Genomic DNA, 22,062 nt, shown 5'->3' with positions numbered 1-22,062 from the left:
ATGTTGTGTGAAGAATGCCGAGAGAGGCCCGCCACCGTACATGTAACCCAGGTTACGAATGGTGACCGCAGCGAAAAGAACCTTTGTGAGGTCTGCGCGCGGGCCATGGGCGAGTTAGACCTTATGGGTGTGGGCCCGGGTAGTTTTAGCATTAATAACTTACTGGCAGGCCTAATGAGCCTTGAGCAAGCCGCCCCTACACCAAAGTCGCGGGGCATGGTCTGCCCGACTTGTGGGTCGGACTATCGTCGCTTCGCCGAAGGCGGCCGCTTCGGTTGCGCGGATTGTTACCAGACTTTTAGCCGTCAAATCGCGCCGCTCCTCAAGCGCATTCACGGCAATCCTGTGCATCAGGGCAAGCTGCCGAGCCGGGGGGCGCAGGCCATGGTGCGCAAACGACAACTTCATCAGCTCCGTGACGAGCTTAAGCTGATGGTTGACCAAGAGCATTTCGAGCGTGCGGCCGAGCTGCGCGATAAAATTAAAAAGCTAGAGGCTGAGTGAAGGAGGTAAGTAAGATGGAGTACCGCGCCAAATGGGCCACAGGAGAGATGCCCTACGGCCCCATTGTTATATCTAGCCGCGTGCGCCTAGCGCGTAATCTTAAGGACCTGCCCTTTCCGGGGACCATGAGCCAGGAAGCTCAGCGCGAAGTTTTAGCGCGCATCGAAAGAGTCCTGAGACAACCCTCTCGCGACAACTACCAGGTGCTGCGCATGGCTGAGCTGCCGCAGAATGAGCGGCTAGCCTTAGTCGAAGAGCACCTCATCAGTTACGACTTAGCCAATCAACGCGAGGGTGCCGTGGCGCTCTCGCCGGAGAGCGGGCTGTCGGTGATGCTAAATGAAGAAGACCACCTGCGTATTCAGTGCGTGCTAGGCGGCTTAGACTTAGATACGGCCTGGCAGGGGGCGAGCCGCTGCGATGACCTGCTAGAAAGTGAGTTAGATTTTGCCTTTCATGAGCAGTATGGCTACCTTACGGCCTGCCCCACCAATGTGGGCACGGGCATGCGAGCCTCGGTGATGCTGCACTTGCCTGCACTAGTGGAGTCGGGGCAGATTGGCCGGGTGCTGATGGCCATTGGGCAGTTTGGTCTTATGGCTAGAGGCCTTTATGGCGAGGGTACCGAGGCGAGGGGCCATATCTTTCAAATTTCTAATCAGGTCACCAGTGGAGTCAGCGAAGAGGAAGTAGTGCGCAACCTAAAGGCGGTGACTCTGCAGATTGTGGGGCAGGAACAAGCGCTCCAGAAGAAGATGCTGGCCGCGAATCGCCCCAAAATTGAAGACCGCGTCTTTCGTGCGCTAGGTATACTGACTAACGCCAGAATGCTTGACAGCAGCGAGGCCATGACCCTGTTGTCGGAGCTGCGGCTTGGAGTTTCGGCGGGGCTCCTGTCACTGCCCCTGTCGCTCTTGTCGGAGCTACTGGTACTGATACAGCCCGGAGTTTTGCAGTCCACACATAAGCAAGAGCTACATGCCTTAGAACGAGATGTGAAACGTGCCGAAGCGGTACGTAGCAGGCTCTTAGAGGTCTTAAGGAGGGAGAAAAAATGATGTTTCCATTAATGCCGGAGGCGCAGCAGGTGCTCGCCGCCGCCGAAGAGAGCGCGCGAGAACTCAAACACCCTATTATCGGTACCGAACATTTGCTGCTAGGAGTAGTAATGACCATGCGCGGCGAGCGCGCCGAGGCTTTACACAACTTAGGTTTAACCAAGGAGCGCGTGCGGGAGCTTTTGACGCAGCTCGTACCCGAGGGGAATCACAGCGCGGTGCAAGGCGCCTCGGCTAGGGTTAAAAAGGTGCTCGAGCTAGCTTTTGCTGAGGCACGCCGGCAAAATCTCAGCGCCATTGATGTCGCCCACATCCTCATTGGTCTTTTGCAAGAGGGTGAGGGAGTGGGGGCAGCGATCTTAGCTGGCCTCGGAATAGATGTCGACAGCATGCGCGAGGTCTTTGCCTCTGGCGAAGAAGCCATGCCCGAGCCTCAGGCGGATAAACCGAGCGGCGAGGGCCACGAAAAGCCCAAAAAGCACAAGAGCAAGACGCCAACCTTAGATGCGCACGGGCGAGATTTCACGGCGATGGCGCGTGAGGGGAGGCTAGACCCCGTAATTGGCCGGGCCAAAGAGATGGAGCGCGTAGTGCAGATTCTCTCGCGGCGCACCAAGAACAACCCCGTACTCATCGGTGAGCCAGGGGTGGGCAAGACCGCCATCGTGGAGGGTTTGGCGCAAAATATTATTCAGGGCCTAGTGCCTGAAACCCTGCGCGACAAAAGAGTTATCGCCCTTGATATGGCGTCGCTAGTTGCGGGGACTAAGTACCGCGGCGAATTTGAGGAACGCCTTAACAAGCTGGTGGCAGAAATACGCGAGACAGCCAATATTGTCTTGTTCATTGACGAAATGCACACCATCATTGGGGCAGGTGGGGCCGAGGGCGCGCTTGACGCCAGCAATATTTTAAAGCCGGCCCTGTCGCGAGGCGAGTTGCAATGCGTAGGCGCGACAACCCTAGATGAGTTTCGCCAGTATGTGGAGAAAGACTCGGCCCTAGAGAGGCGCTTTCAACCGGTGATGGTCGATGCTCCCAGTTCGGCTGATGCCATCGAGATTCTTAAGGGCCTCAGAGATCGTTACGAGGCGCACCACCGGGTGAAAATAACCGATGAAACCATCGAAGCAGCAGTCAAGCTATCGGACCGCTACATTGCCGACCGCTTCTTGCCAGACAAGGCCATTGATCTTATCGATGAAGCTAGTAGCCGCGTGCGGCTGCAGAATTTTACCGCACCCCCCAATCTCAAAGAAGTAGAAGAAGCACTTCTCGCCTTAAAAAACGAGAAAGCGGCCGCCGCCACTAACCAAGAGTATGAGCGAGCAGCCGCACTAAGAGACAAAGAAAAACTCCTGCGCGACCAACTAGAAGAGATGAGGCAGGCCTGGGAAAGAGAGCGCATGCGAAGCGAGGCGGAAGTAACGCCGGAAGACGTAGCGCATATAGTGGCCTCGTGGACGGGGATACCCGTAAGTAAATTAAAAGAAGAAGAGACAGAGCGCTTGCTCAAACTAGAGAGCATACTGCACGAACGCGTCATCGGGCAAGAGCAAGCTGTGCGTGCTGTGTCGCGCGCTCTTAGGCGTGCGCGGGTAGGGCTTAAGGACCCTAAGCGACCCATTGGCTCGTTTTACTTTCTGGGCCCCACTGGTGTGGGCAAGACAGAGCTAGCCAAGACGCTTGCCCTCGCCATGTTTGGCGATGAGAATGCGGTGACACGCATTGATATGTCTGAATACAGCGAACGCCACACCGTGTCGCGACTAGTCGGTTCGCCGCCTGGCTATGTCGGCTATGACGAAGGGGGGCAGCTTACCGAGGCGGTGCGCCGCAAGCCCTATGGTGTTTTGCTCTTTGACGAAATGGAAAAAGCGCATGCTGAAGTCTTTAACATCCTGCTGCAAGTGCTCGAAGACGGTCGGCTGACTGACTCTAAAGGGCGCACTGTCAACTTCCGCAATACCATCATCATTATGACCTCGAATGTGGGAGCGGAGATCATTCGCAAAGGGGACGCCGTCGGTTTTGGCGGGCGCCACCCCGCTAGAGAGAGCCAGGGCGCTTATGAGTCGATGCGTGAGCGTGTCCTGCACGAGCTTAAGAAGGCCGTGCGCCCAGAGTTTCTTAACCGCATCGATGACATTATTGTCTTCCATCAGCTTGAAAAAGCCGAAATTAGAAAAATAGTGGCGATCATGCTTAAAGACTTAGCGCTGCGGCTTTGTGAGGCCGGCTTACAGGTGAGCTTTGGTGACGATGCCCACGATTTCTTAGCCGAGGTTGGCTTTGACCCCTTGCTAGGGGCCAGGCCGCTGCGGCGGGCCCTGCAGCAGCAGGTGGAGGACGAGTTGTCGGAGCGGCTCCTAGGTGGTGAGTTTAGCGAGGGCGACAGTATTCACATTTCCGTGCGCGATAACGCCTTGGTATTCGCCAAGGGGTAGCAGTTTTAAGGCCAGGAGCAATGCTTCTGGCCTTGTTTTTTACGCCTAGAAGGGAGGGCATGTTATAATAGGTGAAACTACGAATCCTTGGGCTTAGGCGGTGTGCCATTGGGAGATAAGACGCGGTTTTTTTGTACAGAGTGCGGCCAAGAAAGCCTGAAATGGGTGGGCAAGTGCCCGGGATGCAGTGCGTGGAACTCCATGGCCGAAGGCCTGGTAACCAAGAAAAGCGGTCAGGCTCGGGCTCGGGTCGTTGTCAATGCCCTGGTCGCCTTAGGCGAGGTTAAAGCCGACAACAAGGCACGGATGTCCACCAGCTCGCAAGAACTTGACCTAGTCTTAGGCGGGGGCCTAGTGCCTGGGTCGGTAGTCCTAGTGGGCGGCGACCCAGGCATCGGCAAGTCGACGCTCATGCTGCAGACGGCCCATGCCTTAGTGCTCCAGGGAAAAAAAGTCGTCTACGCCTCGGGAGAAGAGTCGCTAGAGCAGCTGCGCCTACGCGCGGAGCGACTTGACATTAAGGCGGGGGAGCTACTGGTAACTACCGAAACAGATGTAGGCAGGCTCATAGAGCTGCTGCGTGCGGCGGGGCCGGCCATGGTGGTAGTAGACTCCATTCAGACTATGCAGAGCGAGGCCATGCCCGCAGCGCCAGGCTCGCTCGGGCAAGTGCGCGACTCTGCCGCTCATCTGATCAGGTTCGCCAAAGAAACAGAAGTTAGTATCTTTCTCGTCGGCCATGTCACCAAAGAAGGCGCAATCGCTGGCCCGCGGGTGCTTGAGCACATGGTTGACGCGGTGCTGTATTTTGAGGGAGAGCGCCACCTGGCCTTTCGTTTGCTCCGCGCAGTGAAAAATCGTTTCGGTTCCACCAACGAGGTGGGCGTGTTTCAGATGGGGAGCCGGGGCCTAGCCGATGTCAAGAACCCCTCAGAGCTGCTCTTAACCGAGCGACCGGTAGACGTCGCTGGTTCGGTGGTAGTGCCCATTCTTGAGGGCACGCGCCCGTTACTGGTAGAGCTGCAGGCGCTCCTGAGCCCGGCAAATTTCGGCAGCCCTCGCCGCACCACCTCTGGGGTGGAAAGTAACCGCGTGGCCATGATTTTAGCAGTTCTCGAGCGGCGGGCAGGCTTTGATATCTCTCATCAGGATAGCTATGTGAACGCCGTGGGGGGCATGAAAGTAAGTGACCCCGCCGCAGATTTGGCCATCGCCGTCTGCCTAGCGTCGAGCTTGCGCAACACCCGTATCAACAGGCAGCTAGCCGTCCTAGGCGAGGTGGGTCTGACTGGTGAAATACGCGGCGTGAGCCGCGTCGAAGCGCGCGCGGCAGAGGTGGCCAAGCTAGGCTTTAAAGAGCTGATCGTGCCGGCACGCCATAGAAAAGAGCTCGCCAACTTAGGGGGTACCATTGTCATCCACCCAGTCGAGCATTTAGCAGAGGCCCTGCACACGATTTGGAATATATAAGGAGGTGCCACTTTGTCTGATAACGAAAAGCTGTTAAGCGCCCTGCGCATCTTAGCTCCGGGCACCCTGCTCAGGGAGGGCCTAGACAATGTTCTGCGGGCCAAAACAGGCGCGCTCATCGTTATGGGTGACTCGCCCCAGGTGATGTCTATCGTCGATGGCGGTTTTGCCCTAGACTGCGAGTTTTCTCCGACTTCGCTCTATGAGTTGGCCAAGATGGATGGTGCTATTATCCTCAACAAGGATGCAAAACGCATTCTCTATGCTAACGCCGAGTTAGTACCCGATGCCACCATTCCCTCGTCTGAGACAGGCATAAGGCACCGCACCGCCGAGCGCGCAGCCAAGCAGACAGGTGAAGTCGTAGTCGCTATCTCGCAGCGCCGGTCAATCATTACCCTTTATAGAGGGTCCATTAAGTACATACTGCGCGAGTTTCACGAACTTACAGCCAAGGCTAACCAGGCCATCAGTACGCTAGAAAAGTACAAAACTGGTCTAGACAAGATGTTAGCGGAGCTGTCACTGCAAGAGTTTCGTAACAGTCTGACGCTGTACGATGTGGTTACAGCTGTGCACCGTGCCGAGATGGTGCTGCGTGGTGCTAGCGAGGTGCGTCGCTACCTTGTCGAAATGGGCTCGGAGGGGCGTCTTATTCGCATGCAGCTCATCGAGTTGTCGCATGACGTGGAGGACGAGACCAATCTTTTGATCCGAGATTACTTGCAGGCGGGCGAACCGCGGAGCCTGCCCGAGATTCGCGCTCAACTGGCCGCCCTCAGCGTAGACGAATTGCTGAACCCGCTACACATTGGCCGCGTGCTAGGGCATGGCGGCAGCTTAAATGCTCTCGACCAAGCGATTACACCTGCAGGCTATCGCTTGCTCAGCAAAATACAGAGGCTGCCCGAAAGCATTGTGGACAATCTAGTTGCGGCTTTTGGCGACTTTCAGGGCATTCTGAGCGCCTCGCTGGAGGAGCTTGACGAGGTAGAGGGCATCGGAGAAATTAGGGCGAGGGCCATTAAAAACGGCCTAGAAAGGCTCAAGGAGCAAGTGCTGAGCTACCGACACTAGCTAGAATTAGGGGGGCTTAACTTTGTTATTGTTACAAGAAGGGCGCACTTACCTCTTAATTTTGGCGGTGCTGGCCCTAGGGGCTTACTTGATACATCCTTTGCTAGTCTTAATCCCGCTGGCCTTGGTAATATTCTTAGCTTATTTTTTTCGCGACCCTCAGCGCACTCATCCCCTAGAAATAGAAAACGAAACTACTTTCCTCTCGCCTGCCGATGGCAGGGTTATGGTGGTGGCAGAAGTAAACGAGCCGTATCTTTTCGCCGCCCCGGCCAAGCTAGTCACTATCTTTCTCAGCCCCCTCGATGTCCACGTTAACCGTTCCCCTATTGCCGGCGAAGTTACCAAGGTGGCTCACCAGCCGGGGCTCTTTCGCCCGGCCTACTTAGTAGATGCGCCGGCAGTGAATGAGCGCAACTATGTGGCTATCAAAGGTGCAGACACACAGTGTCTATTAGTGCAGATTGTAGGTGTGGTGGCGCGGCGGGTGGTATGCTGGGTTAAGGTGGGCGATAAGATAGAACGAGGAGCGAAGTTTGGCGTCATGAAATTTGGCTCGTCCATGCAAGTATTTATGCCCCGCGAGGCGAATTGTACGGTGCGCGTGGGCGACAAAGTGGTGGGTGGAGAAACGGTAATTGGGGTGATTAAACGTGCCTAGTCGGGTGAGACGTTACTTGCCATCAGCCTTCACGCTGGGCAATTTGTACTTGGGTCTCTTAGCCATAGTGCTAGTTATCTCGGGGCTTCACTGGCGCAATGCCTCTTTCGTCATCATTCTCGGCATGTTTCTCGATGGTCTGGACGGGCGCCTAGCTCGCCTGCTAGACGTTACGAGCAGCTTTGGCAGGGATTTAGACTCCTTGGCGGATGTCATCACCTTTGGCGTGGCCCCTGCCGTCCTGCTTATCTACCTGCAGCCAAATGACGCCTTAGCGCATGTCGCTGCTGCGCTCTATGTGTCCTGCGGGGCCATTCGCTTAGCGCGCTTTAACACCCAGTCTGCACCGCTGCAGGGGCATTTTACGGGGTTACCTATAACTGCCGCCGGGGGCATTTCGGCAACGGCGACCCTCTATGCCGGGACCATTCCCGCGTGGCTACTGCCCGCGGCCTACCTGGCTCTCGCGGCGCTAATGGTGAGCCGCATTCCTTACCCAGACTTTAAAAAAGTTTCCCTGCCCCACAGTGGGGCGCTCTTAGTAGTGGCTATCTTAGCGAGCGTCATTGTGCTCTGGTTTGCGCGTCGCCTGATCTTCATCCCCTTAGTGCTCTACGCCTTGTTCGGCTTAGGGTGGCACGGGGCTTTGTGGCGCCGCCTACCTGCTCAGTGGAGAATTCGCTATGAGAAGCAAAAGGCTCTGCGGCTGAAGCGCCGCCAAGAGAAGAAAGCGCGCCAGAAAAAGTAAACAGGCTACCTTGTAGGGTAGCCTGCGGCAGTCTTTGTTGTTTGGGTTCGCCAGAGCGAAGTAGTCTAGCCTAGCTTAAAGTAGCCGAGTGTCGAAACTCGGTTATTTTCTTTTTGCACAATGTCATGCAGGTTGAGCCCCAAGAGCTCGCACATCGCGGTTAGGTAAAAAAGGTTGTTGCCAAGTTCCTCCTCAATGATTTCGCGACAATGCTCACAAAGCTCGCCACAAATGTGGCTTGAAGCACTGTCTTTAAAATCCGACAAAAGCATGCTTTCGGGCATAGGTTGTTTTAGTACACCAATTTCGATGCACCCGCAGGCTGTTGCCGCTTTAGCCACCGCTCGGTTAACCCGTGCTCCAGATTCTTGAAACTTAGTTATCGCGTCGAGAATGCTGCGATGTCGTACTAAGTTAGCGCTAACCGTCTGCTGAAAGGCCGTGCAGAAATCTTCCAAGGCTATCACCTCTGTTATCAATGTAGCTGTTTAGATTATCCTACACGCCAAGATAGATGTCAAACTCCCGCCTGGCATGCAGTATCGGTGCCAGCGGGCCCGTCTCCGCCGACCCTGTGTCATTTTGTAGGAAATATAAACACTTTTCTCATAAATGAACTCTGTTTCGCTTTACTTTATATATTTATCTGTGGTAGTATGCACTTATTGGGGGATTTTCGTCATAAATATGGCAAAGGCGGGCAATTGAAATTGTCCGTTGGAAGCAACTACGGCAAAATATAGGATGAAGGGGCGGTAAATTAGTGAAAAATGTCACATCAAAGTATTTGCTAGTGGGGCTGTTGTTGGTTGTGGTCGTGGCTGCTGTATTGTTGTGGCCCCGCGAAGCGGGGTTGACCTTCACTGCCGGAACTTACGAAGCCTCCGCCATGGGTTTTAATGCAGACATCCGAGTCGAAGTCGTGGTCGACAGAACGGCTATTAAGAGTATCCGTGTGGTTGAACACAGAGAAAGCCCTCTTATCGCTGATGTCGCCCTTCTGCGAATCCCCGCGGCCGTAGTCGCTGGGCAGACCGTCGCCGTTGATGCGGTTGCAGGTGCTACGGTAACGAGTAGGGGTCTGCTCACCGCCATTACCGATGCCTTGACGAAGGCAGGGGGTAACCTCGCACTATTACAGACGCGTCCGGCAGCGGGTCCTCCGCCGCAAGGCCAACTTACGGAAAGACGCGCTGACGTGGTGGTTATAGGCGGTGGTGGCGCTGGCTTAGCCGCAGCCGTCGAAGCTCACCAAAATGGAGCGACAGTGATTGTGCTAGAGAAAATGCCTCGTATCGGTGGTAATACCATTATATCTGGCGGTGCTTTTAATGCTGTCGAAGAAAGACGACAGAAGGCCCAAGGAATAGAAGATTCCGTAGAAAGACACTTTACGCAAACATATGAGGGCGGCGATCGGCGCGGCAATCCCGAGTTGATCAGGATTTTGGTTGAAAACGCTGCTGGAGCCGTTAAGTGGCTAGAAGAGCTAGGCATGAAATTCCAGGAAAGGGTCTTCACTGTGCCCGGCGGCATGTGGGCGCGGGCGATCAGGCCGGAAATGCCACTAGGGACTGGCTTCATAGACACCCTAGGCGCTTACATTGAAAGAGAAGAGGGTATTGAAGTCCTGCTAGAAACTACAGCTACTGAGCTAATTCTAGAGGGCGGCAGAGTCGTGGGGGTCAAAACAACTACCGCAGCTGGGCCCTTGACGGTTAGAGCCAACAATGCCGTAATCATTGCTACAGGCGGGTTTGGGGCCAATGTTGAGATGCGCGATAAAGTCAACACCGTTTGGCCGACCCTGACCAGCATTAAGACAACCAATCATCCCGGAGCTACTGGGGATGGTATTCGTATGGCGGAAGTGGTTGGGGCGCGAGTGGTAGGGCTTGAGCAGATTCAACTGCTGCCTCTCGGCGATCCCAGAAGCGGTAGCCTCGCGGGTTCAATTGGGCGAAGTGTTGACACCACGATTTATGTCAACAAAGAAGGGCAGCGCTTTGTCAACGAGGGTGCCCGGCGCGATGTGATGACCATGGCCTTGATGCAGCAGAGGGATGCCATCTTGTGGGAAGTTGTAGATCGTGACAGCTATCCGACCGGGGATACCAGAAATAACTTTGATGAAACCATAGACACGCTTGTGACGCAGGGCAGGGCCTTCAGGGCAGATTCACTGGAGGAACTAGCTAGGTTGATAGGGGTGAACCCCGCTAATCTTGTACAGACAGTCGCGGAGTTCAATGCTGCGGTGGATCGTAAAGGAGGGGACGCTTTCGGCCGAACATTGTTCGGTGACAAGATCGACACCGCCCCGTTTTATGCGGCTTCGCGAGCGCCAACGGTCCACCACACCATGGGCGGTATTGAGATAAACGCCCGCGCGGAGGTTATCAATCAGAATGGCCAGCCAATAGCCGGACTATTCGCCGCGGGGGAAGTTACCGGTGGCATTCACGGGAGCAATCGTCTTGGTGGCAATGCTCTTCCAGACACTATCGTCTTTGGCCGCATCGCGGGCCGGAACGCTGCAGCCGCACGGCGGTAAGGGAGAGAAGACTGCTTTATCATGAAAAGTGGTTGTTCTAATGGGTGAAAGAGCGACGAAAAGAGAGCGGGCCTTGCCCGCTCTCTTTAGATCAATACACGCGAGTGACCACTCGGACTATACTGCTTTGCCGCCCGTAGAGATATGTAGGCGAGTAGGCAGATCGACAGCATTTTCGCTGCGAGCCACGGCTAGGGTGCAGGCGAGGTCGCCTGTGACGTTCATGGTGGTGCGACCCATATCCACGATGCGGTCCACGCCCATGATGATGCCAATCGCGCTGACAGGCATGCCCACAGATTCGAGTACCATGGCTAACATAATCATGCCAGCCCCAGGTACGCCCGCAGTGCCGATGGACGCAAGTGTGGCTGATACAATAACGGTGAGCATCTGGTTGATCGTGAGATCAATGCCGAGGAGCTGTGCGAGGAAAACCACGGAAACACCTTGGTAGAGAGCGGTACCGTCCATGTTGACGGTAGCGCCAAGTGGAAGGGTGAATGCGCCAATTTCTTTCTTGATACCGAGGTTCTTCTCCGAGCACATTAGAGTAACAGGAAGGGTGGCCGCAGAGGAAGCCGTGGTAAAGGCGAGCAGCATAGCGGGCGAAACTCGCCTAATCAGCTCGATCAGGCTAACTCCACCAAAGAATTTAGCGATGCCGCCGTAAACTACTACTAGGTGGATAATAAAGCCAAGGTAGATGACTAAGATAAACATAGCCAGACTAATCAATATGGCGGGGCCTACGTTAATAACTGTGCGCGCAATTAAGGCTGCGACGCCGTAGGGGGCAATCTGCATTACTAAAGTAGTCAGCCACAGCATCACATCGTTGAGACCCTCAAAAACTTTCAGGAGGGGCTTGGCGACGTCGCCGACTGCGGCGATGCCTATACCCAGGAGCACCGCAAACACAATGATTTGCAGCATTGCTCCACGGGCTAATGAATCGATGGGATTGGTGGGGATCATCTCGATGAGGGTTGTCATGATCGGTGGTGCAACTGCCGCCTTAAATTCCCCAGTCTTCGCCACATCCGCGTGGAGCCCTGGCTGGAAGATGAGTGTCAGGGCTAGGCCGATGAGGATGGCAATGGCGGTGGTAACTAGGTAAAACGACATGATCTTACCGCCAATACGCCCGACCTTCTTGAGGTCGCCGAGGCTGGCAGTGCCGATGACCAAACTAGCAAGCACTAATGGCACAACCAACATACGAATGGCGCGAATAAACGCGTCGCCGACTGGAGCAATGAGGTATGTCATGAGGCTCCTAGCGAAGGCAGTTTCGCTTACCGTGTGCAGCAATAATCCGATGATGATGCCAGCGATGAGACCATAGAGAATGCGGTTAGCAATTTTCACTGAACAATCCTCCTTTTCCTAACGCACCCTGCAGGTGCAGTTGATGGAGTATTCGTCGCGCCATAGCGTAATCCTGCCGAGATTATGTGCGAATTATCAGACGCGTCCAAAGAGTTATAGAAAATATATTCGGGTGTGCTAGGCGCTATAACGAAGCTAATTTGTCACAACGGGGGAGTTGCTGGTGAACAAGAGGCGTGAGACCCTCACATGCGTGTGTGTATATTGCATTTAGAACACACGTTTGGTATGTTGTGTATATGAGCGATGAAAGTCTAACAGACCCTAGGAGCCCGAATGCCTATGGGATGTTTTGAGAAGAGGGCTTGTTGGATAGCAATCACATTTGTTTAAGGATTGTGAGTTACTGCACTCTAAAGCTGCGGATAGGTAAGTTGGCGCTACGGATATGAGTGTTTCAGGGGCCATTGCGAATTGTACATACGGTCCTTCACCGAAAGCTGAATAATTTAAGGGGTAGCTAGCTTGAGGTGGCCGACTTATTGAAAGCGCTTATTTTGGCTCAGTGGTAGATTGCAGTTATATCGAGCGGGAGGTAATGTATGCTTAGCGCAAATTTGGAGAAGTTGCATAAGACATTCGATGAAGTAGTAAATATAGATTCAGAAAACGGGATTGAGTTCTGGTATGCAAGAGAATTGCAGGAATGTTTGGGATATGTTAGATGGGAGAATTTTATTGTAGCCATAGATAGAGCGTGGGACTCCTGCAAAAATACTGGAATTGACCCTTCAGACCATTTTCGTGAAGTCACGAAAATGGTTGAGCTCGGTAGCGGTGCAAAAAGAGGCATTGATGATTATATGCTTACTCGATATGCTTGTTACTTGGTAGCGCAGAATGGTGATCCGAAAAAAGAAGAGATCGCTTTTGCCCAGAGCTATTTTGCACTACAGACTAGAAAACAAGAACTTATTGAAGATCGCATGAAGCTGATTGTCCGAATGGATGCCAGAGAAAGGTTGAAGGAATCCGAGAAACAATTATCTCAGAATATTTATGAGCGCGGGGTTGATGATGAAGGCTTCGGACGAATTCGCTCAAAAGGAGACTGCGCATTGTTTGGGGGCAGCAACACAAGCGAAATGAAGGGCCTTCTTGGAGTCAAGGATAATAGGCCGCTGGCGGACTTCTTGCCAACCTTGACTATAGCAGCAAAAAATCTTGCAACAGAAATGACCAATCATAATGTCAACGAGGACAATCTGCGGGGAGAAGATAGTATTACTAGAGAGCATGTTCAGAATAATTCCAGCGTCCGTGATATGTTAGGGAAGAGAGGAATAAGACCTGAAAAATTGCCACCTGCCGAAGATATCAAGAAACTTGAACGACGTGTGAAATCTGAAGAAAAGAAGCTGGCCAATAAAGCAGGCAAATTGCCGGGTTCTACGTAGCGCCATAACATAAAGGAGGATGTATCCCCTCTTGTTTCAGGGTGACAATATCTCAGTCCGACGACAGTAGCCAAAGTTCCGTTTGACAGGGTCGCCCGACCTGTGCTATAATCCAGTTTTCTTGACTTGCCTAGCCTGCTATGTTATGGTGAATAAAGGGGGTGGGGCAATGTTCTGCATAGGCGATCGAGTGGTGTATCCTATGCATGGGGCTGGGATCATTGAGTCTCTTGAAGAGAGAGAGATTCTAGGTAAGCGCCAACAGTATTTTGTGATGCGTATACCGCTAGGGGAGATGAAGGTGTACATCCCCGAGAGCAATGTGGACAACATGGGTTTGCGGCAGATTGTGCCCAGAAGCGATGTGCCCAAAGTCATTGAGGCCTTGCGCGATGCTCATCCTGAGGAGGACGGCAACTGGAATCGGCGTTACCGTGCCAATCTAGAGAAGCTGCGCACGGGCTGTATCTTGGCAACGGCGCGCGTAGTGAGTAACCTAATGGCGCGAGAGCGGCAAAAAGGCCTTTCCACAGGCGAAAAGCGCATGTTAGAGACGGCTCGCCAAATTCTGATCAGTGAGTTGATTTTGGTTGAGAATAAGAGTGAGGCCATGGTGCAAGAATTGATTACAAGAGAATGCTCCTAGGACGTCACAGGCGTCCTTTTTTGTGTCATAATATGGAGAGAGGGGGATGATTCTTTGGGGATGAAAATAGCTCGCGCTGTTCTCTGTATGCTAGGTGCGATTTTAGCCCTTAGCTTGGTGTCGTCGCTGATGTCTGTGGTAGAAAGCATAACGGCACAGAACTTTAGTCTGCTCCTAGAATTAGGAATGTACATTGTCGGGGCTTTTGTTGGTGGACTCATATTTTTTATACTTTCCCCGAAATTGATCGAACTGAGCAAGGCAGTAGCTGAGTATGCCGAGGGCTACTTCCACCGTGTTCCCGTGCAAGACATCGTGATTGGGGCAGTGGGTCTGGTTGTGGGTCTCGTTATCGCTAATCTTCTTACCGGGCTTCTTAGCATTGTGCCGATTGTCGGTGGGTACTTGCGGGGCGCCTCATACCTAGTGCTCGGCTATGTGGGGTTAGCCGTTGCCACCAAGAAAAGTGACGAGATTATCGGGCTTTTCTCTCTTGGCAAGGGTGGGCAGCGCAACATGGCCAAAGGTAAGCAATCATACAAGGTGCTCGATACTAGCGCCATTATAGACGGGCGCATTCTTGACATCAGTCGCACCAATTTCCTAGAGGGCGTACTCGTCGTACCTTCTTTTGTACTTGAGGAACTTAGGCATGTGGCGGATAGTGCCGATCTTTTGCGGCGTAATCGCGGTCGCCGTGGGCTAGATGTGCTTAACAATATTCAAAAAGAGAGTGCCATGCGCGTTGAAATAATGAACCGCGATTTCGAGGACATCTCGGAAGTAGACAGCAAATTAGTTAGATTAGCACAGTTACTTAACGCCAAAATAATTACTAATGATTACAACTTGAATAAAGTCTGCGAAGTTCAGGGCGTAGCAGTGCTCAATATCAATGACTTGGCCAATGCCCTCAAGCCCATGGTGATGCCTGGGGAAGAGATGTCTGTGCAGATTATGCGCGAGGGCAAAGAATTTGGCCAGGGAGTGGCCTATCTTGACGATGGCACCATGATTGTGGTTGAGCAAGGCAGGAGGCATATCGGCGACACAGTGGCCGCGATCGTTACTAGTGTGCTGCAGACATCAGCCGGACGCATGATCTTTGCGAAAATCAAGTAGGCTCTGTGATGAACGACGTCTGTGTCTTGATCACCGCCGCCGGTAGTAGTACGCGCATGCAAGAGTTAGGCGATAAATTGGCCCTTAAAGTGGCTGGAAAGACCGTTTTGGCACATAGTGTGGGGGCCTTTTTGGCAGCAGGCCTCCACTCTATTTTTGTTGCCGTGCCGCAGGGTAGCGAAGAATACATGCAAACACTGCTTGGCAGTCACCAAGTCACTTTCGTCGCCGGGGGCCGCACGCGGCAGGAGTCGGTGTGTCAGGGGCTAAAGGCCATTCCCCCAAGCTTTAACTACGTTCTTATTCATGACGGAGCGCGCCCATTTGTTAGTCAGCCCCTCATCGCCCGTGTGGTCGCCGCAACAAAGTCTAGCGGGGCGGCCGTGCCAGGCATCAGCCTGAATGACACTGTTTACATAGCAGAGGCAGGGCAAGTAGAGACTACTCTTAGGCGCGACAAATTAGTGGCCGTGCAAACTCCGCAAGGCTTTGACCTACAGCTAGTAAAAGACGCCCATAGTTTTGCGGCCGAAACGGGGGCAGAGGCTACCGATGACAGTGCCTTGGTCATGGCCATAGGACATAAGGTGGCCATTGTCGAGGGGGAGAGGGAGAACGTGAAAATCACTACGGTGGAGGACTACCGGCGGTCTAGCGCGGCCCTCTTGACGACCCGCATCGGCTTTGGCATGGACACGCATCGCCTCGTCGCCGGTCGCAAGTTGGTGCTAGCTGGGGTGCGCATCCCCTGTGCAGAGGGCCTCCTAGGCCACTCGGACGCTGATGTAGTCGCTCATGCGGTGATGGATGCCTTGCTCGGAGCCATGGGGCTCGGGGATATTGGCGAGCACTTCCCCGATACCGAGGAGCGCTATCGTGGTGCCGACAGCCTTACCTTGCTGCGTCAGGTCGTATGCCTGCTAACCGAGCGCGGTGCGCGACCGCAGCAAGTCGATATCACCCTGCTGCTTGAGAGCCCGAAAATAGCGCCCTTTAAGAGCGCTATGCGCGCCAACATGGCAGAGGCACTAGGTATAGCCGTGGACAGTGTCAACATCAAAGCGACCACGAACGAGGGGCTTGGCTATATTGGTGAGGGGCAGGGAGCCACCTGTTACGCCGTGGCAACGGTCTCTTGCACCACCTAGGCATCCCTTATATAATGATTGTATTTCAGAAGGTAGGTGTCGTATGGATTTAATGATATACAACTCTTTGACTAGGCGGAAGGAGCGTTTTGTGCCGCGGGTACGCGGGCAAGTGGGCATGTACTTGTGCGGTCCTACTGTCTATGGCCGCTTCCATATTGGCAATGCCCGCACTTTTGTCTTGGGCGATACCATGCGCCGCATTCTCGAATACTTAGGCTACAAGGTAACGTATGTACAGAACTTTACGGATGTTGACGATAAGATAATTAAGCGGGCCAAAGAAGCCGGAATCTCGACCGAAGAGTTAGTAGAGCGCGAGATTGCCAATTACTTTGCCGACGCTGCGAGGCTAGAAATTCGCCACGCCGATGCCCACCCGCGGGTTACAGAGCATATTCAGAACATAATAGACTACATATTGCTCCTGGTAGAGCATGGCTATGCCTATCAAGTAGGGGGCGACGTCTACTTCGCGGTGCAAAAGTACGAAGCCTACGGTCAGTTGAGCAATCAGAAACTAGACGACCTAATTTTGGGCAGCCGCGTTGAACTAGGAGAGGGCAAGCATTTTGCGGCGGACTTTGCCCTGTGGAAGGCGGCTAAGCCTCATGAGGTTGCCTGGGACAGCCCCTGGGGGCAAGGTCGGCCCGGGTGGCACATTGAGTGCTCGGTCATGGTGCGCAGCATCTTAGGAGGGCATATAGACATTCATGCCGGCGGCATGGACCTGATGTTCCCCCACCATGAAAACGAGCGGGCGCAGAGTGAGGTACTGAGCGAGGACGAGCCCTATGTTAAGTACTGGGTGCATATCGCGTTCTTGGTTATCAACAACTCCAAAATGTCTAAGTCGCTCGGCAACTTCCACACGGCCGCAGATCTCTTAGAAAAATACGACGGCAAGCTCTTGCGCTTCTTTTTGCAAAGTGCCCACTACCGCAAGCCCCTGTCTTTTGACCTTGAGCTTATCGACAGTGCCGCTAGCGCGCTCGGTCGCCTCGAGAATGCCTTGTTGGCTCTCGAACAGGCTAAAGGTCGCCCTAGCACGGCACAGGCACCTGTAGTGGATCTAACTGGCTATGAGCAGAAGTTTAAAGAAGCCTTAGCGGATGATTTTAATACCGCCGAGGCTTGGGCCGTAATATTTGATATCGCCAAAGAGGCCAATATCGCGCTGTCGCGTGAAGAACTAGCCGGGGTAGAGGCAGAGAGCACACAGGCAGTAATGGTGCGACTGGCCGCAGTTCTAGGCGTACACTTAACTCTAGACACCTTGCTTGAAGACCATGTGCATGAGCTTATCGCCAAAAGACAGGCGGCGCGGCAGGCTAAGGACTACAAGGCCGCCGATGCTCACCGGGCCGAACTCGCGGCCATGGGTGTCGTGATAGAGGATACTCCGCAGGGCGTAAGGTGGAAGAAGCAGTGAAGCAAATCGACCCTGAAGAGTACTCGCCCGCGGCATGGGCTTACATTGGGGATGCCTACTATGAGTTAGCGATGCGTATTTTAACCATGCAGGAAGGCCCACGCAAAATGAGCCAAATGCACGAAGCGACGGCCCGTGTTGTGCGTGCTTCCTTTCAGGCTAAGGGCTACTATGCGCTCGAAGACATGTTCACGTACGAGGAGCAAGAAATTTACCGTCGGGCGCGCAATCAAAAAGCAGGTCAAGTACCAAAGAGCGCGTCTGTGGCCGAGTATCGTTCTAGCACCGGCATCGAAGGGCTAGTAGGTTACCTCTACCTGACGGGGCGCGAAGACAGGGCGCGCGAGATTCTGATTGCCATGCGCGGCTTGCAGGAGGAGGAAAAAAGTGAAAGTAACCCTACTAGAGCACACCCCCTCGCCTGATGACTTGGTGGCAGCTGCCGCTAGGCTCTGTTACTCGCCTCTCGATATTGCCGGCATTCGACAAAAGTTAGCGGGTGGCAAGGCGCGTGAGTTGGTAGACAAGCTCTTGTCGCTAGGCCATGAGTCACCCCTAGAGCATGTCAGCTTCACCTTTGGCATCGAGGGCGTAAGTCGCGCCCTCTCGCACCAGCTGGTGCGCCATCGTATCGCTTCGTATTCCCAGCAGTCTCAGCGCTATGTTAAGGCTACCAACTTTTCTTTTGTGACGCCGCCAAGTATCGCTCTATCTGCCGCAGCTACGGCCAAGTACCACGCCACCATGGAGCATCTGCAGCAGACTTATGCTGAACTCTTGGCACTAGTGCCCGCGGAGGACGCGCGCTACATACTGCCTAATGCCTGTGCCACTAAGCTAGTGGCGACTATGAATGCTCGTAGTCTGTATAATTTCTTTAACTTGCGCTGCTGCACACGTGCCCAGTGGGAGATTCGCGCCCTAGCTTTTGCCATGCTCCGCCTCGTTAAGAAGCAGGCGCCTGCGGTCTTCAGTGCCGCGGGACCAGACTGCTGGAGCTCGCGCGGCTGTACCGAGGGCGACATGAGTTGTCAAAATCCACCCCAAAGAATTTAGCCCCAAAGAATTTAGGAGGTTCGTATGGAACAAGTAGAAGGTCGCAATCCAGTGCTCGAGGTGCTCAAGTCCGGCAAAGAAATAGACAAGCTCTTTTTGCAAAAGGGTGCCGGCGGCAGTGCGCGTAATATTGTCGAGTTGGCTAGGAGCAAAGGGGTAATTATGGTCGAAACAGATAAAGCTGTTCTCGACAAAATGAGCGAAGGGCGGCCGCATCAAGGCATCATCGCGCGTTTAGCTGCCCACGACTATGCCGATTTTGACGACTTGCTCGCCGCGGCCAAGGCACATCCTCACCCGCTGCTAATTGTTCTCGACCACCTCGAAGATCCGCACAACTTTGGCGCCATTATGCGCACGGCCCTCGCCGCCGGCGCACAAGGAGTTATTATCCCTAAGCGACGGAGCGTTGCTTTAACGCCGGCCGTGGCTAAGGCCTCGGCGGGCGCGAGTGCGCATCTTCCCGTGGCCAGGGTGGCTAACCTAGCCCAGCATGTCGAGCTCTTAAAAGAGGCCGGTTTCTGGGTTGTCGGAGCAGAGGACAGCGGTAAGGTCATTTACGAAACTAAGCAGTCGGGGCCGCTCGCAGTTGTTCTTGGTAGCGAAGGCGAAGGCATTTCTCGCTTGCTTAAGGAGCGCTGCGACGAACTGGTAAGCATACCCATGCTTGGCCCCATAAGCTCCTTAAATGTGGCTGTGGCTTGCGGAGTGGTGCTTTTTGAGCTAGTAAGGCAACGCCGCATGTGCCCATGAAACCTTGATTTCTTCGTTGACCTTTACATAATGCATCATATATAATGAGGCATGAACTGTTTTATAGAGTTCCTCGGAGTGGAGGCGATGCCTAGTGGAGTGCTCTGTCGGTGATACTGTGTCTCTAGAATTTATGCCGGAAGAGGATATCGTAGAAAGCGCCAAGCAAGGAAGCACCTATGCGCTAGAGTACCTAATGAACAAGTACCGCTCCTTTGTGCGGGCGAAGGCCAAGTCATACTTCTTGGTCGGAGCAGACCGAGATGACATCACCCAGGAGGGTATGATTGGTCTCTACAAGGCCATTCGTGATTTTAGGTCGGACAAGCTGTCTTCCTTTAGGGCCTTTGCCGAGTTATGTATTACGCGTCAAATTATTACCGCCATTAAAACCGCCACACGGCAAAAGCATATACCGCTAAACTCATATGTGTCCCTTAATAAACCTATTTATGATGAAGAATCAGATCGCACTTTGCTCGACGTTCTCTCTGGCAGTAAAATCACCGACCCAGAAGAGCTAATGATTCATCAGGAAGAGTTTCGCGACATTGAGAGCCGCATGGGCGAACTCTTAAGCGGCCTGGAGTGCCAAGTTTTGCGGTTCTATCTTGATGGCAAGTCATATCAAGAAATCGCCGAAGACCTCGATCGCCATGTTAAATCCATAGATAATGCCTTACAACGGGTTAAACGCAAAGTAGAACGCTACCTTATGGAGCGAGACTAAAGTACATTTTTTGTAAAATCTTTTTGGCTTGACGCGTGCGTTTTTTCGGTGTATAATGAAGTTCGTTGCCACATAAGTGGAGAGGTGCCCGAGCGGCCAAAGGGAGCAGACTGTAAATCTGCCGGCTTACGCCTACACTGGTTCAAATCCAGTCCTCTCCACCATCTGAATTTTTCGCGGGTGTAGCTCAATGGTAGAGTTCCAGCCTTCCAAGCTGGCTGTGTGGGTTCGATCCCCATCACCCGCTCCATCGTGTTTACATTGCGGGGTGGAGCAGTCTGGTTAGCTCGTCGGGCTCATAACCCGGAGGTCGCAGGTTCGAATCCTGTCCCCGCTACCAAATTTCAAGAGGCAAGAAACAAGAAGTAAGAGGCAAGAGGCAAGAGACAAGAAGTAAGAGGCAAGAGGCAAGAAACAAGAAGTAAGAGGCAAGAGGCAAGAAACAAGAAGTAAGAGGCAAGAAGTGGGCTTACATTGCGGGGTGGAGCAGTCTGGTTAGCTCGTCGGGCTCATAACCCGGAGGCCGCAGGTTCGAATCCTGTCCCCGCTACCAATGCTGACGTAGCTCAGTCGGTAGAGCACATCCTTGGTAAGGATGAGGTCACCGGTTCAATCCCGGTCGTCAGCTCCATACTGTTTATATGCCCTGAGGCCTGCGCTTCGAGGGTTTTTTGTTATGCCGTTATGATTAGCAAGAAGCAAGAAGCAAGAAGCAAGAAGCAAGGAGTGCAATTAGGAGGTGGGAACCGTGAGGGGCATGATAAGGCTTGCGGCCGAGAGCATGGGGAGTGTGGTGGCCGTCCTCTGCGCGGACACACAAGCCTCATTGGGGGTTGTGCACAGCGTCTTTAAGCGCGCCTTTAATGTGCTCTGCACGGACGGCACTCTAATTTCCTTCTCGGTGCGCGGCACCCCTAACTTTCCGAGCAATATCGTTACGGATTGCTCGGAGGGCGTCTCGCTGCAGGCACTAGGTATAGTGCCTGGACAGCAAGTGCACTGCCGCCTAGGTGCTGTCGCCGTAGGCGAAGTAAAGATTGAATTAGGCGGAAATACATACTATCCAGCCCTGACGAAGGGGCAGCCGACATTGCGCCAAGAGCTTCTACCCGCCATGCTTGCCCGTGCCGGTAGGTATGCCAGGGCAACCTTACACTCTAGCACTTCTGATGCCTTTGCTGAGAGTGTGCGGCACAATTTGGGGGCTTTATCCTTGGCCGTAAAGAGTGGTAGCCAGCCCGAGTTATACGCGCACCGCCTTCTCGGGCTAGGGGCTGGATTGACGCCTGCCGGGGATGATGCCTTGGCTGGCTTCATGGTGGCGCTACACTTTGCGACTCTAGCTCAGCATGGCTGCGAGCACAAAAATCAGTCTTTAACCGCCCTTTGTGAACGCCTAATCGCGCCACGACGCACCGCGACCACGATTTTTAGTCAAGGGATGCTCTGCTGTGCGGCTAGGGGTCATTTTACAGACGTGGCCGAGGACTTGCTCCTCGCACTCTTGGCAGGCCATGAGGATGCGCTACCCGCGCTTGTCGCTAGACAGCTGTCTATAGGGGCGAGCTCAGGCGCTGACCAGCTCCGCGGCATGTTAGTAGGGCTTAGCACTGCCATGGGCCATGGCCCGCTTTTGGGCGATTTGTGAGCTGTCGGAGCCACGCAAACAGCATTTGACGATACGCTTAGAGCTTGGTAAAATGAAGTAGCACGCTGGTCTAATTAGGAGGGGAATATAATTGGGTAAAAAGAAGTTTGAGCGCAATAAGCCGCACGTAAACGTAGGAACGATTGGTCATATTGATCATGGTAAGACGACGTTAACGGCAGCCCTCACCACCGTTATAGCGACAGCTGGCGGAGCCGA

21 protein-coding genes and 5 tRNA genes are annotated in these 22,062 nt (G+C 53.7%); 24 read left to right on the top strand and 2 right to left on the bottom strand.

Translation table 11 applies throughout. The features are described 5' to 3' along the window. The 7 genes from KGZ92_07720 to pssA all read left to right on the top strand — a co-directional run bounded on the left by KGZ92_07720 (position 1) and on the right by pssA (position 7,965). Positions 1 to 504, top strand: a complete 504-nt coding sequence (locus KGZ92_07720) for a UvrB/UvrC motif-containing protein (protein MBS3889154.1) — start codon at positions 1 to 3, stop codon at positions 502 to 504. Between the two features lie 14 nt (positions 505 to 518). Then, positions 519 to 1,562 carry a protein arginine kinase gene (locus KGZ92_07715; GenBank protein ID MBS3889153.1) on the top strand — a complete coding sequence of 348 codons (1,044 nt, stop codon included), beginning with the start codon at positions 519 to 521 and terminating at the stop codon, positions 1,560 to 1,562. Further along, positions 1,559 to 4,009 carry an ATP-dependent Clp protease ATP-binding subunit gene (locus tag KGZ92_07710; protein ID MBS3889152.1) on the top strand — a complete coding sequence of 817 codons (2,451 nt, stop codon included), beginning with the start codon at positions 1,559 to 1,561 and terminating at the stop codon, positions 4,007 to 4,009. The genes KGZ92_07715 and KGZ92_07710 overlap by 4 nt, the downstream gene beginning before the upstream one ends. A gap of 108 nt (positions 4,010 to 4,117) precedes the next feature. Continuing rightward, positions 4,118 to 5,479, top strand: coding sequence for a DNA repair protein RadA (gene radA / locus KGZ92_07705; protein ID MBS3889151.1), 1,362 nt, complete (start codon positions 4,118 to 4,120; stop codon positions 5,477 to 5,479). A 12-nt stretch (positions 5,480 to 5,491) separates the two neighbouring features. Beyond that, a complete protein-coding gene (disA, locus tag KGZ92_07700) occupies positions 5,492 to 6,556 on the top strand; it encodes a DNA integrity scanning diadenylate cyclase DisA (GenBank protein ID MBS3889150.1) in 1,065 nt (354 codons plus the stop codon). A 22-nt stretch (positions 6,557 to 6,578) separates the two neighbouring features. Further along, complete coding sequence (locus KGZ92_07695; GenBank protein ID MBS3889149.1) at positions 6,579 to 7,217, top strand: phosphatidylserine decarboxylase; 639 nt, start codon at positions 6,579 to 6,581, stop codon at positions 7,215 to 7,217. Beyond that, positions 7,210 to 7,965, top strand: coding sequence for a CDP-diacylglycerol--serine O-phosphatidyltransferase (gene pssA, locus KGZ92_07690; protein ID MBS3889148.1), 756 nt, complete (start codon positions 7,210 to 7,212; stop codon positions 7,963 to 7,965). The genes KGZ92_07695 and pssA overlap by 8 nt, the downstream gene beginning before the upstream one ends. A 65-nt stretch (positions 7,966 to 8,030) precedes the next feature. On the opposite strand, the gene KGZ92_07685 is transcribed toward pssA, so the two are convergent. Then, the gene (locus KGZ92_07685) at positions 8,031 to 8,423 is read right to left on the bottom strand and encodes a DUF1573 domain-containing protein (GenBank protein ID MBS3889147.1); all 393 of its coding nucleotides are present in this window, start codon (positions 8,421 to 8,423) and stop codon (positions 8,031 to 8,033) included. Positions 8,424 to 8,854: 431 nt separating this feature from the next. Here KGZ92_07685 and KGZ92_07680 point away from each other — a divergent pair, with 431 nt between their 5' ends. Then, a complete protein-coding gene (locus tag KGZ92_07680; GenBank protein ID MBS3889146.1) occupies positions 8,855 to 10,519 on the top strand; it encodes a flavocytochrome c in 1,665 nt (554 codons plus the stop codon). A 117-nt stretch (positions 10,520 to 10,636) separates the two neighbouring features. On the opposite strand, the gene KGZ92_07675 is transcribed toward KGZ92_07680, so the two are convergent. Beyond that, positions 10,637 to 11,890, bottom strand: coding sequence for a dicarboxylate/amino acid:cation symporter (locus tag KGZ92_07675; GenBank protein ID MBS3889145.1), 1,254 nt, complete (start codon positions 11,888 to 11,890; stop codon positions 10,637 to 10,639). 563 nt (positions 11,891 to 12,453) lie between these two features. On the opposite strand from KGZ92_07675, the gene dinD reads away from it, so the two are divergent. From dinD to tuf, 16 genes are all read left to right on the top strand, one after another. Further along, a complete protein-coding gene (gene dinD, locus KGZ92_07670; GenBank protein MBS3889144.1) occupies positions 12,454 to 13,308 on the top strand; it encodes a DNA damage-inducible protein D in 855 nt (284 codons plus the stop codon). Positions 13,309 to 13,477: 169 nt separating this feature from the next. Further along, positions 13,478 to 13,954, top strand: a complete 477-nt coding sequence (locus tag KGZ92_07665; GenBank protein ID MBS3889143.1) for a CarD family transcriptional regulator — start codon at positions 13,478 to 13,480, stop codon at positions 13,952 to 13,954. 54 nt (positions 13,955 to 14,008) lie between these two features. After that, positions 14,009 to 15,076 (top strand): TRAM domain-containing protein, encoded by a 1,068-nt coding sequence (locus KGZ92_07660; GenBank protein ID MBS3889142.1) that lies wholly within the window; start codon positions 14,009 to 14,011, stop codon positions 15,074 to 15,076. Between the two features lie 8 nt (positions 15,077 to 15,084). Beyond that, on the top strand, positions 15,085 to 16,224 hold the full coding sequence (ispD, locus tag KGZ92_07655) for a 2-C-methyl-D-erythritol 4-phosphate cytidylyltransferase (GenBank protein ID MBS3889141.1): 1,140 nt from the start codon (positions 15,085 to 15,087) through the stop codon (positions 16,222 to 16,224). 43 nt (positions 16,225 to 16,267) lie between these two features. Next, a complete protein-coding gene (cysS, locus tag KGZ92_07650; GenBank protein ID MBS3889140.1) occupies positions 16,268 to 17,656 on the top strand; it encodes a cysteine--tRNA ligase in 1,389 nt (462 codons plus the stop codon). Next, on the top strand, positions 17,653 to 18,081 hold the full coding sequence (locus tag KGZ92_07645; GenBank protein ID MBS3889139.1) for a ribonuclease III: 429 nt from the start codon (positions 17,653 to 17,655) through the stop codon (positions 18,079 to 18,081). Before cysS ends, KGZ92_07645 begins: the two co-directional genes overlap by 4 nt. Further along, complete coding sequence (locus KGZ92_07640) at positions 18,044 to 18,712, top strand: FAD-dependent thymidylate synthase (protein MBS3889138.1); 669 nt, start codon at positions 18,044 to 18,046, stop codon at positions 18,710 to 18,712. The genes KGZ92_07645 and KGZ92_07640 overlap by 38 nt, the downstream gene beginning before the upstream one ends. A gap of 24 nt (positions 18,713 to 18,736) precedes the next feature. Further along, on the top strand, positions 18,737 to 19,465 hold the full coding sequence (gene rlmB / locus KGZ92_07635; GenBank protein MBS3889137.1) for a 23S rRNA (guanosine(2251)-2'-O)-methyltransferase RlmB: 729 nt from the start codon (positions 18,737 to 18,739) through the stop codon (positions 19,463 to 19,465). A 133-nt stretch (positions 19,466 to 19,598) separates the two neighbouring features. After that, on the top strand, positions 19,599 to 20,195 hold the full coding sequence (gene sigH, locus KGZ92_07630; protein ID MBS3889136.1) for an RNA polymerase sporulation sigma factor SigH: 597 nt from the start codon (positions 19,599 to 19,601) through the stop codon (positions 20,193 to 20,195). Positions 20,196 to 20,273: 78 nt separating this feature from the next. Then, positions 20,274 to 20,359: transfer RNA gene (locus KGZ92_07625), tRNA-Tyr, on the top strand. A gap of 12 nt (positions 20,360 to 20,371) precedes the next feature. Beyond that, positions 20,372 to 20,445, top strand: a tRNA-Gly gene (locus KGZ92_07620). A 12-nt stretch (positions 20,446 to 20,457) separates the two neighbouring features. Continuing rightward, positions 20,458 to 20,535: transfer RNA gene (locus KGZ92_07615), tRNA-Met, on the top strand. A 135-nt stretch (positions 20,536 to 20,670) separates the two neighbouring features. Then, positions 20,671 to 20,748 (top strand) — tRNA-Met (locus KGZ92_07610). 2 nt (positions 20,749 to 20,750) lie between these two features. Then, a tRNA-Thr gene (locus KGZ92_07605) sits at positions 20,751 to 20,826 on the top strand. 117 nt (positions 20,827 to 20,943) lie between these two features. Further along, positions 20,944 to 21,843, top strand: a complete 900-nt coding sequence (locus KGZ92_07600; protein MBS3889135.1) for a DUF2877 domain-containing protein — start codon at positions 20,944 to 20,946, stop codon at positions 21,841 to 21,843. 91 nt (positions 21,844 to 21,934) lie between these two features. Beyond that, the coding region (gene tuf / locus KGZ92_07595; protein MBS3889134.1) for an elongation factor Tu at positions 21,935 to 22,062 on the top strand (128 nt) is incomplete at its 3' end.

It is taken from the genome of Bacillota bacterium (assembly GCA_018333655.1).
In the GTDB taxonomy this organism is placed as follows: Bacteria; Bacillota; UBA994; order UBA994; family UBA994; genus BS524.
This window is presented reverse-complemented; position numbering and strand designations above follow the sequence as displayed.

Coding starts and splice junctions, on each gene's coding strand:
- sigH (MBS3889136.1), top strand. CDS start 19,599: ATGCCGGAAGAGGATATCGTAGAAAGCGCCAAGCAAGGAAGCACCTAT.
- KGZ92_07715 (MBS3889153.1), top strand. CDS start 519: ATGGAGTACCGCGCCAAATGGGCCACAGGAGAGATGCCCTACGGCCCC.
- cysS (MBS3889140.1), top strand. CDS start 16,268: ATGGATTTAATGATATACAACTCTTTGACTAGGCGGAAGGAGCGTTTT.
- KGZ92_07665 (MBS3889143.1), top strand. CDS start 13,478: ATGTTCTGCATAGGCGATCGAGTGGTGTATCCTATGCATGGGGCTGGG.
- KGZ92_07720 (MBS3889154.1), top strand. CDS start 1: ATGTTGTGTGAAGAATGCCGAGAGAGGCCCGCCACCGTACATGTAACC.
- KGZ92_07710 (MBS3889152.1), top strand. CDS start 1,559: ATGATGTTTCCATTAATGCCGGAGGCGCAGCAGGTGCTCGCCGCCGCC.
- KGZ92_07680 (MBS3889146.1), top strand. CDS start 8,855: ATGGGTTTTAATGCAGACATCCGAGTCGAAGTCGTGGTCGACAGAACG.
- ispD (MBS3889141.1), top strand. CDS start 15,085: ATGAACGACGTCTGTGTCTTGATCACCGCCGCCGGTAGTAGTACGCGC.
- rlmB (MBS3889137.1), top strand. CDS start 18,737: ATGGAACAAGTAGAAGGTCGCAATCCAGTGCTCGAGGTGCTCAAGTCC.
- dinD (MBS3889144.1), top strand. CDS start 12,454: ATGCTTAGCGCAAATTTGGAGAAGTTGCATAAGACATTCGATGAAGTA.